General features: G+C 49.2%; 12 protein-coding genes. 2 read left to right on the forward strand and 10 right to left on the reverse strand.

Annotated elements, in window-relative coordinates; all coding sequences use genetic code 11:
* Positions 1–11: 11 nt before the first annotated feature.
* The 5 genes from PCO85_15215 to prmB are packed head-to-tail and all read right to left on the reverse strand — an operon-like array spanning position 12 to position 4,284.
* Complete coding sequence (locus tag PCO85_15215; GenBank protein ID WJV52571.1) at positions 12–578, reverse strand: elongation factor P hydroxylase; 567 nt, start codon at positions 576–578, stop codon at positions 12–14.
* Entirely contained in the window at positions 575–1,378 is an 804-nt protein-coding gene (locus PCO85_15220; protein ID WJV52572.1) for a sulfite exporter TauE/SafE family protein, read from the reverse strand. Before PCO85_15220 ends, PCO85_15215 begins: the two co-directional genes overlap by 4 nt.
* Before the next feature lie 3 nt (positions 1,379–1,381).
* Positions 1,382–2,212, reverse strand: coding sequence for a penicillin-insensitive murein endopeptidase (gene mepA / locus PCO85_15225; protein WJV52573.1), 831 nt, complete (start codon positions 2,210–2,212; stop codon positions 1,382–1,384).
* A gap of 6 nt (positions 2,213–2,218) precedes the next feature.
* Positions 2,219–3,304: a chorismate synthase gene (aroC, locus tag PCO85_15230; GenBank protein ID WJV52574.1), complete on the reverse strand. Its 1,086-nt coding sequence runs from the start codon at positions 3,302–3,304 to the stop codon at positions 2,219–2,221.
* Positions 3,305–3,351: 47 nt separating this feature from the next.
* Entirely contained in the window at positions 3,352–4,284 is a 933-nt protein-coding gene (gene prmB, locus PCO85_15235; GenBank protein ID WJV52575.1) for a 50S ribosomal protein L3 N(5)-glutamine methyltransferase, read from the reverse strand.
* Between the two features lie 170 nt (positions 4,285–4,454).
* Between prmB and smrB the strand changes: the two genes are divergently transcribed.
* Positions 4,455–4,997, forward strand: a complete 543-nt coding sequence (smrB, locus tag PCO85_15240) for an endonuclease SmrB (protein WJV52576.1) — start codon at positions 4,455–4,457, stop codon at positions 4,995–4,997.
* A gap of 24 nt (positions 4,998–5,021) precedes the next feature.
* Here the strand turns inward: smrB and sixA are convergent, their stop codons facing one another.
* From sixA to PCO85_15260, 4 genes are all read right to left on the reverse strand, one after another.
* Positions 5,022–5,510 (reverse strand): phosphohistidine phosphatase SixA, encoded by a 489-nt coding sequence (gene sixA, locus PCO85_15245; protein ID WJV52577.1) that lies wholly within the window; start codon positions 5,508–5,510, stop codon positions 5,022–5,024.
* An 870-nt stretch (positions 5,511–6,380) separates the two neighbouring features.
* Positions 6,381–8,582, reverse strand: a complete 2,202-nt coding sequence (gene fadJ / locus PCO85_15250; GenBank protein WJV52578.1) for a fatty acid oxidation complex subunit alpha FadJ — start codon at positions 8,580–8,582, stop codon at positions 6,381–6,383.
* The gene (gene fadI, locus PCO85_15255; GenBank protein WJV52579.1) at positions 8,579–9,892 is read right to left on the reverse strand and encodes an acetyl-CoA C-acyltransferase FadI; all 1,314 of its coding nucleotides are present in this window, start codon (positions 9,890–9,892) and stop codon (positions 8,579–8,581) included. Before fadI ends, fadJ begins: the two co-directional genes overlap by 4 nt.
* A gap of 213 nt (positions 9,893–10,105) precedes the next feature.
* Entirely contained in the window at positions 10,106–10,402 is a 297-nt protein-coding gene (locus tag PCO85_15260; protein ID WJV52580.1) for a YfcZ/YiiS family protein, read from the reverse strand.
* A gap of 391 nt (positions 10,403–10,793) precedes the next feature.
* On the opposite strand from PCO85_15260, the gene fadL reads away from it, so the two are divergent.
* Positions 10,794–12,050 (forward strand): long-chain fatty acid transporter FadL, encoded by a 1,257-nt coding sequence (fadL, locus tag PCO85_15265; GenBank protein ID WJV52581.1) that lies wholly within the window; start codon positions 10,794–10,796, stop codon positions 12,048–12,050.
* 210 nt (positions 12,051–12,260) lie between these two features.
* On the opposite strand, the gene mlaA is transcribed toward fadL, so the two are convergent.
* Positions 12,261–13,022 (reverse strand): phospholipid-binding lipoprotein MlaA, encoded by a 762-nt coding sequence (gene mlaA / locus PCO85_15270; GenBank protein WJV52582.1) that lies wholly within the window; start codon positions 13,020–13,022, stop codon positions 12,261–12,263.
* Positions 13,023–13,486: the final 464 nt, after the last annotated feature.

Raw genomic sequence — 13,486 nt, forward strand, 5'->3', positions numbered from 1 at the left:
TTACCGGTCACTCAGCAGAGATCGTCGGGGTATGGAAAGTCCGTGCTCGTTAGTGGCGCTGTATTGTAAAACAATTGTAACGCGTTAATAAAGCGCGCCGGACGTTCAGGAATAGTATGCTGCAAATAGTGCATAACCTGGCCGTGGACCCGCCGTTGAAACGCAATACGATCCGGCGTTACCTCGCCATTGAGGTTATCGCAGCTAACATTAAAGGGAAAACCCGCCGCGACGCAGAACAACCACTCCAACGCTTGAGGCTTGATTTCAACGTCTTCAAACTGATGTTGAGTTTCGGCATCGCGCCCATCGGGGCAATACCAGTAACCAAAATCCACTTGCAGACGACGCGCTGCGCCCGCAATACACCAGTGTGAAATTTCGTGCATGGCGCTGGCATAAAAACCATGTGCAAACACAATCCGGTGATAGGGCACCTGTTCATCCGCTGGCAGATAAATCGGTTCATCCTCACCCTTGATTAACTGAGTGTTGTAATCGCGGCTAAAGCAGTCATTAAACAGTTGGATCAGTTGATCATAGCGATGAACTACGGTGTGTTGTGGTGACGTTGTCATGAAAAGATCTGTCCCAGCCACTGCGAAATAGCGCTGCCGTGACTATCATAAATTAACTTACAGCTCATCAGTGCAGAAACCATCACCAGCATAGGACGAATCAGTTTTTGTCCTTTGGTCAAGACCATTCTGGCACCGAGGCGCGCGCCAATGATTTGTCCCAGCAGCATCACCCCACCCAATCCCCATACGACTTTTCCACCCAGAATAAAAAATAGCAGGCTACCAAAATTGGATGTGAAGTTTAGTACTTTGGCATGAGCAGTCGCTTTCGCCAGGTTAAAACCATGCAGTGTGACATAACCGAGAGCAAAGAAAGATCCCGCTCCCGGCCCAAAAAAACCGTCATAAAATCCGACACAGCCACCAGTAACCAGAGCAAACGGCACAGCGGATAAACGACGCTGCCGATCATTATTTCCTATTTTGGGCACCAACAGGAAATAAAGGCCGATCCCGATCACCAGTACCGGTAAAAGCTGTCGCAAGAAACCGGCATGAATCTGCTGAATCAGCCAGGCACCGAAAACCGCCCCCACAAAAGTAAAAGCGATAGCCAGTTTCTGCTCTCCCAGTTTTACCGCGCGATGGCGGATAAAATACAAGCTGGAGGAAAAAGAGCCGCCCACGGCCTGGAGCTTATTGGTCGCCAAGACTTGCGTAGGCGAAAGCCCCGCCGCTAACAATGCAGGAATGGTCAACAATCCGCCGCCTCCAGCAATCGAATCAATAAACCCCGCCAGCATGCCAACGAAAAACAACAGGCCCAGCATTTCTGGCCCTACAACAAACCATTCCATGAATTATTCCACACTAAAATGTCTGTCAACGAGTGCCTGACATGACGGGGGCAACGGGGGTGGTAACGTTTTTACTGGTGTTTTAGTACTCGGCTGGCGCGGCTGAAACCAACTGGAAAGTTCAGCCCCACAACCATCACCTGCGGGCGGAGAGTCCTGCTCCTGACACTCCAGACTATCGGCCGGACAACGCAGACGGACATGCATATGGGCACGGTGAGCAAACCACGGGCGGACTTTGTGCAACCATGCACGATCCTCACCGGCTTCACGACAAAGCTGCTTTTTAATCGCCGGATTAACGAAAATACGTGTTACGTCTCTATCCTGTGCCGCCGTTTTTATCAAATAGTCGATCTCAGGTCGCCACAGATGAGGATTGACTTGCCGGTCACCCGCCATCACCAAATCCACAGGTTGTGGTTGAAGTAGTTGTTGTTGGCTCCAACGGCGACGAGGTAGTTGTAACCAGATATCCACATCCAGACCAGATTGGTGGCTAACATGGCCGCTACTGAAACGACCACCGGCAGGCATTCCCATATCGCCAATCAGCAATTCCGCCCCAGTGGCACGACGTATTTGCGAGCTCAGACGATAAATAAACGCCACTAGCTCCGGATGACCGAAATAACGGCGTTGATCGACGCGCATAACCTGATAATCCGACGATTGCAGCGCTAACGGTTGCGCACCGATGATACAGCCATTGGCAAAACTGCCAATGGACTGTGCTGTGCCAGCTATCGGGTGGGTAACTTCCTGCCAGGGCGTTTTTGCCTCGGCTGCGACACTCAGCAACAGTGCCGCCATTGCTATCAAACCTGTTTTCATGCTGCCTTACCAACGGGGAACCTGGCTGACAACATCACCACACTGAGCCCGCTGACGCAGCAGATGATCCATCAGTACAATCGCCATCATCGCCTCAGCGATAGGAACAGCACGAATGCCCACACAAGGATCGTGACGCCCACGGGTAACCATTTCGGTTGCTTCACCGTCGCGGTTAATCGTGCGGCCTGGCACCATAATGCTGGATGTAGGCTTCAGTGCCAGATGTGCAATAACTGCCTGACCACTACTGATACCACCCAGAATGCCGCCAGCATGGTTGCTCTGAAAACCATCCGGAGTTATTTCATCGCGGTTTTCGCTGCCGCGTTTGGTCACCACCGCAAAGCCGTCACCGATCTCCACACCTTTTACAGCATTAATGCTCATCAGTGCATGGGCTAAATCGGCATCAAGACGATCAAACACCGGCTCTCCCAGCCCTGCCGGGACAGACTCCGCTACCACCGTGATCTTGGCTCCAATGGAATCCCCGGCCTTCTTCAGCCCACGCATCAGTTCATCCAAGGCTTCCAGCTTATCTGGATCCGGACAAAAGAACGGATTCTGTTCAACCTGCTCCCAGTCTTTCAATTCACAACTGACTTCCCCGATCTGGGCCAGATAACCGCGGATTTGAATACCATGCTGTTGCTGCAAATATTTTTTGGCAATTGCCCCGGCAGCCACACGCATCGCGGTTTCACGAGCCGAGGACCGCCCACCGCCACGGTAATCTCGGATCCCGTATTTCTGTTCATAGGTGTAATCTGCATGCCCCGGCCGGAACAGATCTTTAATAGCACCGTAGTCCTGCGAGCGCTGATCAGTATTCTCAATCAGCAGGCCAATACTGGTTCCGGTAGTCACCCCTTCAAATACGCCGGACAAAATACGGACCTGATCCGGCTCCCGACGTTGGGTGGTATAGCGGGAAGTTCCCGGACGACGGCGATCAAGATCGTGCTGTAAATCTGCTTCAGTCAACGGGATACCGGGGGGGACGCCGTCCACAACGCAGCCCAAGGCAATACCATGAGACTCACCAAAGGTGGTGACACGGAAAAACTGACCAATACTGTTTCCTGCCATCACATCTCCTTAGCGTGATAAAAGAATTAGGTCGTTACCGGACAGACTCAGTCGCGGTAAATGCTGAAATGCGTTTTGCAATCCACCAACTGTGATCGAGTCAGCATAAAGACGCCGTCACCACCGTGTTCAAATTCAAGCCAGGTGAATGGAATATCCGGATACTGCTCCATCAAATGCACCATGCTGTTGCCCACTTCACAGATTAGCACGCCCTCTTCACTGAGATAATCTGGCGCACAAGCCAGAATCCGGCGTACCAGCTTGAGCCCGTCGCTACCTGCCGCCAGTCCCAGTGCTGGCTCATAACGGAACTCCTGTGGCAAATCGGCCATATCCTCTTCATCCACATACGGGGGATTGGTCACGATCAAATCATAGTGAATGGCAGGCAAATCACGGAACAGATCAGAACGGATTGGCGTAACGTTATATTCCATAGCATGCTGCTGGATATTCTGCTCAGCTACCGCTAGCGCATCGGGGGAAATATCCACCGCATCCACCTCAGCTTCCGGGAAAGCCTGGGCGCAGGCAATAGCGATACAACCGCTGCCAGTACACAGATCCAGGATATGATGCGGCGATGTGGGCAACAGGGATTGGAAGCCGTTGTTGATCAACTCTCCAATCGGGGAACGCGGCACTAGAACACGTTCATCCACATAGAATTCCAGTCCGCAGAACCAGGCCTTATTAGTCAGATAGGCTACCGGAATACGTTCGTTCACCCGGCGGATCACCCGTTCAACGATGCGGTGGCGTTCGCTGGAGGTCAATCGGGCACGGTACATATCCTCGGGAATATCAAGCGGCAGAAACAGACTGGGCAATACCAGTTGCAGCGCTTCATCCCACGGGTTATCAGTACCGTGACCATAATAGACATGGGCTGCGTTAAACCGGCTCACGGTCCAACGCAACATATCCTGAAGAGTATGCAGATCGTTGACCGCCTCATCGACGAAAATTTTGTCCAAGTCTGCCCTCCGCAGATATCTCTCAATATAAAGTCGGCGTCTAGTTTGCCATGAAGCCTACGACAAATCAGCAGATATCACCGCCCAACGCCCGGTAATACCGAGTTTTATTTAGTGACGTCAGAAAGAAAATGTACACTGTGAGGAAATTATCGCGAAGTGAAACCGTTATGAAAAAAAAATACACGCTAAATGAGGAGGAATTACAGCTTTTCCGCTCCTCTGTGACAGGAGCCCGTCGGTTACGTCAGGATACTTTTGTTCATAAACCAGAACGTCGTAAACTTGGGGAATTAGCGCCTCGTCGGGTGACACAGGAACAGGTAGATGCCAGCTTCTATTTCTCTGACGAATTTCAGCCCCAGTTAGATAATGAAGGGCCGACGCGCTACATTCGTCCTGATACCAACCACTACGAACTGAAAAAGTTGCGCCGTGGCGACTATTCACCAGAGCTTTTTCTGGATTTACATGGACTGACGCAGCAGGAAGCAAAACAGGAACTTGGGGCACTATTGGCCGCCTGCCGCCGCGAACATGTGTATTGCGCCTGCGTCATGCATGGACACGGCAAACACATTCTAAAACAGCAGACGCCACTCTGGTTGGCCCAACACCCCGATGTGCTGGCGTTTCATCAGGCACCACGAGAATTCGGCGGCGACGCCGCGCTATTGGTACTTGTCGCAATGGATATTCCGACAGTGGAATAAAATAATAGGACCAGGTGGGCTTGGCTAACTACTGGCTTTAATCGTTAACTGCGAAGGGCTCACTTGCCAGTGGCATTCGCCGACACCGGACTCAGCTTCCAGGTTCACACAGGCAACCGCTGAAGTAGCGAACATCGGTGCGGTTTCACCAGGGCACAACGAGGCGACCAGATAGCCAACAAGCGGTAAATGAGAGATGATCAGCACACCGCCAGTCCCTTCTTTTGCCAGGGTTTGCAAATAGTAGCTTATCAGTTTCGCATCACCACCTGGTGTCAATTCCGGCAGACATTCGTCTTCCTCTGGCAGGGGAAGTGTGCTCCGCACAGCTTGCAACGTCTGACGGGCACGGAGATAAGGGCTGACCAAGACTCGATCGATATCAATCGCCTGATTATTCAACCAGGCAGCCATTTGATGTGTCTCATTACAACCCCGGGCGCTAAGAGGCCTGAGCGCATCACTGGCTGCGTCAGGTACAGCATCACCATGACGCATGATCAAAACTTGCATATTACACCGCTATATTGATGAAAATGATGGTAAAAATTTATAACAATCATAGATTACCTGAAACGCCGTCCCCCCGTGTTGCTCTACATCACAGACTGGAACAGCGTACTTGAATGCATATTTGCAGCAGTTTTAACCAACACAAAGCGCATTTTTTTACCCCATTTACCCCTGGATAGCAACCAGCCACACCACTCGACTATCCGACAAAAGCGTCATATCACGCATTGGGATGTAATTTTCTGCCTTTTCAGCACATTACTCTTGCGTATGGGATAGCTGACACTGTCATTATAAAAACAATATTCTTTTCAATGCCTTTATTTATTTTCTTTCCGTTATTTTCGCCCAAACAATAAGACAAAATAAGCACAAAAACCCGATAAAATAATAAATACAGAACAAATAATGCCAGTTTTATTCTAAATACATCGTGACGCTTATTTATGACAATTCCATTTCATGCGATTGGAAAAATGGGATTGTTCATCTACATTTACTAATGAAAGCTCACTGTATTTTTCTCCTGTCCTATTTTAGGGTTATGCCCAACATCCAGGGAATCAAAACCCCCTGTTATATCAGTAGACTCACGACTTATTCAGCTCATTTATCACATGCACATTCTGCTGCAATGCGCGCTGTTTTTTTACTATATTCACCGTTTTTACATCAACATATTTTATGGTCATATCCCAATAGGGTATATCACTGTTAAAACGCAATGAGCTAATTAATTATTGGCTTCTGAGTCTATTTAATAAAAAGATCTATTCGGTATAGATGACCGCCATTCGTAATATACCCAATAGATTTCAAAATGCAGGGAAGAGGCAATCGAGTGAATCCCTGAAAGCTAATTACCCTGCCTCAGATTTCAGATTGCAGGGAGGACCTATCAGAATGCCTTGAAGGATAAAAATACGGTTCCGCGCTTTCACTCCGGGAAAGCAAAGCGCGACAAGGCGCAAAACGATCACCATAATGTTGTTGTAGTACTTGCAGTGTTTTAACCACCGTATCGCTCCCCAAATGATCTATATAGCGAAATGGTCCTCCCAGAAATGGTGGAAAACCAATACCCAATACCGCACCGATATCACCTTCGCGGGCACTACGAATAATGCCTTCATCCAGACAACGCGCTGCTTCGTTCAACAACAGCATCACACAACGTTGTGCCATCAATGCCGAATCCAAATGCGCTTTCGGGGTAACACCGAGCAACGGATAAACGGTATTATCAACATTTTTCTTAGACCGTTGCCAGATATACCGCTGATGACCATAACGGTAAAATCCACGCGCATTTTTCCGTCCCTGGCGATCATCGCTGGCAATAACTTTCAGCGCGGGAGGCGCACTGAAACGTTCACCCAGCTCACGAGTCAGGATCGGAACAATCTTTATCGCAACGTCAATTCCCACTTCATCCAACAGCGTAAAAGGCCCGACCGGAAAACCAAAGCGAACCAGCGCCTGATCGATAGTATCTACTGGCTCGCCTTCCAGCAGGCAACGTGCCGCTTCATTAAGGTAAGGCGCCAGAATCCGGTTAACGTAAAACCCCGCGCAGTCAGCGACAACAATAGCCGTTTTTCCCTGTTTTTTTACTAATGCCACCGTAGTGGCAATAGTTTCCGCGCTAGTACCCGTGTGGGGAATAACCTCAACAAGCGGCATTTTGTCCACCGGGCTGAAATAATGCAGTCCTATAACCTGTGCTGGCCGACTGGCTTTGGCGGCAATCTGATGAATAGGCAACGAGGACGTATTCGAAGCAAAAATCGTATCAGGTGAAGCAAATTGCTCAACCTCTGACACCATCTGTTGCTTCAGGGCCAAATCCTCAAATACCGCTTCAATAACAATATCGACCTGCTCAAAACCATGATAATCCGTACTACCCGTCATCAGGCTCATTTGCCGTTGCTGCTCAATATGTGTTATGCGTCGATGGGTTAGCTGTTTTTCAAGCTTCTGCCAATGGCACTTTAATGCGCGGTTTACCCCTTTTTCCTGAATATCTTTGATTCTTACTGGCAGCCCGCCTCGAATCGCCGTTACGCTGGCAATACCTCCCCCCATCAAACCACCACCCAACACAGCAACCCGATGGATCACCCGCGATTCATCACCGGTTTCCGACGTTTTTTTCAGCGCTGTAGCGGCGAAAAACAGACCACGAAGAGCAATGGACTCTGGTGACATGACCAGTTTGCCAAACGCCCGTGCTTCCGACAGATATCCTTCCGCTTCACCCTTTTCCAAGCCATCGCGTACCACTTGAATAATTTTCCCGGTGGCCGGGTAATGTCCCTGCGTCCTGGCCTGTGTTTTCTGTTTAACCACCCTAAACAACAACGATCTGATCAGACGACTATGCATAAAGCCGATACGCCAATTCACTGACGATGATGTTCTCTTGCCTTGTCGTATCATCGCCGCGGCCGTCTCCAGCAAAATGCTGTGTGGTACGGCGTCATCCACCAGACCCAGCCTGAGAGCCTGTTGGCTGCGAACATGTTTTCCGGTCAGCATAAGATCCAGCGCTTTATCAACGCCAATCAAACGGGGTAAACGCTGTGTTCCGCCTGAACCAGGTAACAAACCCAGCTGAACTTCCGGCAATCCCAATACGGTTTTATCCTCTGTGGTACAAACCCGATAATCGCAAGCCAGTGCCAGCTCCAGTCCACCGCCCAGACAAGCGCCATGAATGGCGGCTACGACGGGAAAAGGCAGTCCGGCGATATACGCCAGTGTCTCCTGCCCTGTTTTGGCTAACGCTTCGGCCTGTTTGGCATCAGTGCAATTATCCAACATGGTGATATCGGCCCCGGCGATAAAGGAATCCGCTTTGGCTGACACAAAAATCAATCCCCGCAGAGCGGCATGCTGTTGCGCCTGGGTTAATACCGCCATGATTTGCCTGGCAAATTGATCTTTCAGGGTATTCACTTTTTCACCCGCGACATCCATCGTGATAATACCAATGTTATCGGGTCGCAACGTCAGCGAGAAAGCTGATTTCTCCTTCTCCAGCGCTACAATTGCCGGCTGTTCCGTCATGCTGTCACCTCCAGAATCATTGCGGCCCCCAATCCTCCGGCCGCACAGGCAGTGGTTAACCCCAAACCACCGCCACGGCGCCGTAATTCACGTAATGTTTGTGTGATCATACGTGCTCCCGTCGCAGCAAAAGGATGCCCATAAGCAATTGATCCCCCCAACACATTGAATTTATCCATATCCACGTTTCCCAGCGGCTCACTGCGCCTCAGTTGATGCCGGGCAAAATCGGCGCTGGCGAACAGGTTCAGATTAACTAACGTTTGTGCCGCAAAGGCCTCATGCATATCAATCAAGGTCAGATCTGATAGGGTGATACCAGCACGATCGAGCGCCAGCGGCGTGGCGTAGGCGGGTCCTAGTAACATATCCTGCCGCACATCAATGCCGATGAAAGCGTAACTGCGAAGATAACCGAGAGGCGTCAATCCCAACGCATTGGCCCGGGATTCGCTCATCATCAATACCGCGGCGGCACCATCCGTCATTGGTGTGCTGTTAGCCGCAGTGACGGTGCCATGTTGGCGATCAAATGCGGGGCGTAACCGCGCATACTGCGCCAGAGAGGAGTCATGGCGAACATTATTGTCCTCCTCTACCGCCTGTTGGTAAGGAGGCACATAGGCGGTCATCACTTCATCACGCAGCACACCACGCTGCCATGCCTGTGCCGCCAGACGATGTGAGCGATGCGCCAATGCATCCTGCTGTTGACGGGTAATTCCATAGCTTTTAGCCATCTGCTCTGCGGTATCACCCATCCGTAGTCCAGTCGAATATTCGGCGATGGCTGGCGACACTGGCAACAGGTCGTTAAAGCGCAGTTGAGCAAACAAGGCCAGTCGTTGTCTCAGGTTACGGGCTTTAGTGAGATCCACCAATATACGAGCCAGTCGCTTACTGACACCAATGGGTAATACCGACGATGAATCCGCACCTCCCGCAATACCTACCTCAATTGTACCGGCCATAATACTTTCTGCCACATTGGCTACCGCCTGAAAACTGCTAGCACAGGCACGCGAAACGCTGTAGGCATCGGTATGAACGCTCATGCCTGTTCCCAGGACAATTTCCCGTGCAATATTCGGCGCTTCAGGCATCTGAATCACTTGACCAAAAACCAGTTGCTCAACAAGTTCCGAGTCAATACCGCTACGTATCAATAGCTCTGTGACTACCAGTTTGCCCAATTCCAAAGCCGGTATACCACGATACGCCGTTGCCTGACGGGCAAACGGGGTACGTAACCCATTGACAATCGCAATGCGATCGCCCCGACGGGTTACCATTGGTAATACCTCGCCCATAAATACTCCTGCTGATATTAAGAAGAGGGGTACGACTGATATGATTTGATTTCATTGTTAACTACATTATTACAACCAACAAACCAATAAGTAATAAAAATAGACGTTAACCACGTTTTATGGCGAGCTTTGCTGAATAAAAAACAAGATCAGGAATGAGGTATTGAAAAGAAGTTAAGAAAGGGGGAAAGCATCCCCCTGACAGGAAAGGAATTAACGCAAACCTAACTGAAAAATCAACGTTTCAGCCTGGCAGCTGAAGATGAAATTCATGTCCAGTTTTACCCCACCTTCCACATCTGACAACGTGCTGCTAATGATGCAGGGGTCTGATTCTACCGCCCGCGCTTTATCCGACAACGCTTTTTGCATGGATTCTGCTTCAGCACGAGCAACAAATACATGGCTATAAGAGGCCGTACAGTCAGTGTTGTCTATCACCGTACCTACATCAACACAACAACAAGCAGCTGTTTCTTCGGCATGGCAATTATTCATTACATTTGTCATCGCAAAACTCTCCTACGGCAATAACCTGACGGGCAGGCACGACCTAGATCGTAAAATGATATTTTCCAGCTCATTTTACTCGTCACTGAGAGATATCACTAGAACTTACTGGTCACAGGGATATTAAGTGAAACCAATCACATTTCTGGACGGCTTACCAAAAAAGAAAATGTAAATAAACATAAAGAAAGCTACCATTTTCGTTATATTTCGTTCGCTTTACGCATAATTTTGCTAACATTTTTAACATTTTAATAAAATATTCTTAGCTTTGTTTTTTATATTTTTGCCACTGGGCCTACTCTGCTCACCCGTAGCCCTCCCTGAAGTGCGCATCCTTTGTTACATGTGCAACAGAATTAAATAACGAGCAGATGATGAGGTTTTGGTCATGAACAACCAGAAAAGCTCGCTAAAAAAATGGTCACTTGCTGCCGCTGTGACCATGATATCCACTAATGCTTCCGCTGCCGGTTTTCAACTCAATGAATATTCATCATCAGGTCTCGGACGTGCTTTCTCTGGCGAAAGTGCCGTAGCTGATAACGCAACGTCCGGTAGCCGTAACCCTGCGACTATGACGTTGTTTGATCGTCCAGCAATCTCTGGTGGCGTGACCTATATTAATCCTGATATCAATCTATCTGGCTCCAGTTCCAGTGGCCAGGATGCGGGGGCAAAAAACATTGCCCCACATGCCTGGGTGCCGAATCTCCATTTCATTATGCCGTTGAATGAGCAGTGGGCCGTAGGCGCTTCTGCCGTCACCTACTATGGTTTGTCGACTGAATTCAGTGACAATTACTCTGCAGGCTCAATCGGTGGCAAAACCGATTTGTCGACGTCGAACCTAAACCTCAGCGCCGCCTACCGGCTTAATAAACATTTCAGTTTTGGCCTGGGAATCGACGCCGTTTATGCCGACGCAAAAATCGTGCGTAATGCAGGTGAAATCGGACCGGCATTTGGTCTGAGTTCTTCTGCTGAAATCACCCGACTTGAAGGCAATGACTGGGGATATGGCTGGAACGCGGGCATCCTGTACGAGTTAGATCAAAACAATCGTTTCGGCTTTACGTATCGATCAAAAGTAGATATTGATTTTGATGGCAAATTCAGCAGCGCCATTTCCACTGCGGGTGCAACAATACCTGGGAAATTAACTCTTAATCTGCCGGAAATGTGGGAAGTCTCCGCTTACCACCGTGTAGCCCCAAAATGGGCGGTTCACTACAGCCTCACTTACACTGGCTGGAGTCATTTCCAACAACTGAAAGCCACGGGTAGCAATGGACAAACGCTGTTTCTTAAAGATGAAAGTTTCCATGATGTCTACCGTATTGCGCTGGGAACGACCTATTACTTTGACGATAACTGGACGTTCCGCACCGGGATTGCCTATGACGATAGTCCGGTTCCTTCCGATAAACGCACTATCTCCATCCCCGATCAAGATCGTTTCTGGTTGAGTGCCGGTACCACTTATGCGTTCAATAAAGATACGTCTGTCGACGTCGGGGTGTCTTACATGCATGGACAAAAAGTGAACATAACGGAACCGGGAGTGAGTGCGTCGTTACCTTCCTATAGTTTCACTTCCCAAGGCAAAGCCTGGCTTTATGGTGTCAACGTCAACTACAAATTCTGATCACAGCCTTTAGGTCGCCATAATGTAGACAATGCTCGTCATCCAAGAAACCGGAATACCCAGGCAACGACCACGTTTGGCATCTACAGGAAACCAAACGTGGTATTCCGGTTCAAGTGAACGGCATCACGCAACAGCAACCGTTCAGACTCGATAATTGCCAACCTCTCCGGTCCCGGCCAGGGCGCTCTGGAGAACAAACTGGCATAGTTATTTGCCTGAATCTATCTCACTCAAGCTGCTTTCAATTGATTTCGCATTGGGATTCACCTGTGGCGTGAACTTACCATCATTAGCCAGGAAATTATTATGCTGGAAGTATGCATCGCGAACAACCAGATAAGGATCTGACGAATTACGCAGCAAGCCATCGGAATCCAGCAACTGGGCCCGGCTTTCCAATCCTTCCAACATCCACTTCCCTGCCGACATCCAAAAAGTCAGATAGCTCAATGGCGGATAAAGCGTATCCACGACATCGCCACCATCTTCACGGATTGTCGCACTACCATACCCCGGCAAGACAATGTAAGGGCCATACCCCACATCATAATACCCGAGCGTGCTGCCGAAACGGAGTGGTTCGTCCTTCGCCAGTTTAGGATTCGCCATAGACGCCACATCAATAAAACCGCCCATTCCCAGCAAAGTGTTAAGAAAGAAACGGTTAAAATGCACCATCGCTCTATAAGGATTGCCTTCGATAAAATAGTTAATCATGGCAGCTGGCTCAGCCAGGTTGGTGAAAAAGTTATCAAGTCCGTTACGCGCAGGCTGCGGCAGATAATCACGCCAGACGACAGCGGCAGGACGAATCAGATAGGGATCCAGGACATAATAGTTAAAGTTGAACATAGAACGGTTAAAGCCTTCAAAAGGGTCTGAACGCTGTGGTGGAGCAGACTCATTGGAACTGGCGCATCCGACGAGCAATAAACTCGTCAATACCACTCCACTCAGGCGGAAATTCATAATAGTTCTCCCTGATCATTTTCGTGTAGCCATTTGGCAGAAATGTGCATTTACTTTCTCAGTTAAGAATGGATTAAGAAAATAAAGTGATAGCCTTCCTAACAGTGTAACATTTTATTTCACCGCATCTACTTTGCCCGCAATCGCAGATACTTGATCTCACTTCAGCGGCGGTGAAAATCAGGTCCGCAGGCCCATGATTTCAGTATGAGGATCCTGCTGTAACCAATTGTGTAGCGCTAGCGCCAAATGTGCGATTTCTTCACAATTGAGTGATTGGCATACATGTTTCCCGCTACATTTTTCTCAGCATGGTGCACTAATCAGACAGTTAAGCCGCGGCTCAGTAATATTTGTGCAGTAAATAGACGAAGCTCAGTAACCCTCAACCAAATCATAAAAGTGATAAGCAGTTTCCACCACTAAACGCTGGACGATACCTTAATGGTCATTCCCGCAACGGC

Source organism: Prodigiosinella aquatilis (assembly GCA_030388725.1).
Classification (GTDB): Bacteria; Pseudomonadota; Gammaproteobacteria; order Enterobacterales; family Enterobacteriaceae; genus Prodigiosinella; species Prodigiosinella aquatilis.

Excerpts from the sequence above, each read along its gene's own strand:
- fadI (WJV52579.1), bottom strand. The coding sequence starts at position 9,892 with ATGGGCGAGGTATTACCAATGGTAACCCGTCGGGGCGATCGCATTGCG.
- aroC (WJV52574.1), bottom strand. The coding sequence starts at position 3,304 with ATGGCAGGAAACAGTATTGGTCAGTTTTTCCGTGTCACCACCTTTGGT.
- sixA (WJV52577.1), bottom strand. The coding sequence starts at position 5,510 with ATGCAAGTTTTGATCATGCGTCATGGTGATGCTGTACCTGACGCAGCC.
- PCO85_15220 (WJV52572.1), bottom strand. The coding sequence starts at position 1,378 with ATGGAATGGTTTGTTGTAGGGCCAGAAATGCTGGGCCTGTTGTTTTTC.
- fadJ (WJV52578.1), bottom strand. The coding sequence starts at position 8,582 with ATGACGGAACAGCCGGCAATTGTAGCGCTGGAGAAGGAGAAATCAGCT.
- smrB (WJV52576.1), top strand. The coding sequence starts at position 4,455 with ATGAAAAAAAAATACACGCTAAATGAGGAGGAATTACAGCTTTTCCGC.
- PCO85_15215 (WJV52571.1), bottom strand. The coding sequence starts at position 578 with ATGACAACGTCACCACAACACACCGTAGTTCATCGCTATGATCAACTG.
- mlaA (WJV52582.1), bottom strand. The coding sequence starts at position 13,022 with ATGAATTTCCGCCTGAGTGGAGTGGTATTGACGAGTTTATTGCTCGTC.
- fadL (WJV52581.1), top strand. The coding sequence starts at position 10,794 with ATGAACAACCAGAAAAGCTCGCTAAAAAAATGGTCACTTGCTGCCGCT.
- PCO85_15260 (WJV52580.1), bottom strand. The coding sequence starts at position 10,402 with ATGACAAATGTAATGAATAATTGCCATGCCGAAGAAACAGCTGCTTGT.
- mepA (WJV52573.1), bottom strand. The coding sequence starts at position 2,212 with ATGAAAACAGGTTTGATAGCAATGGCGGCACTGTTGCTGAGTGTCGCA.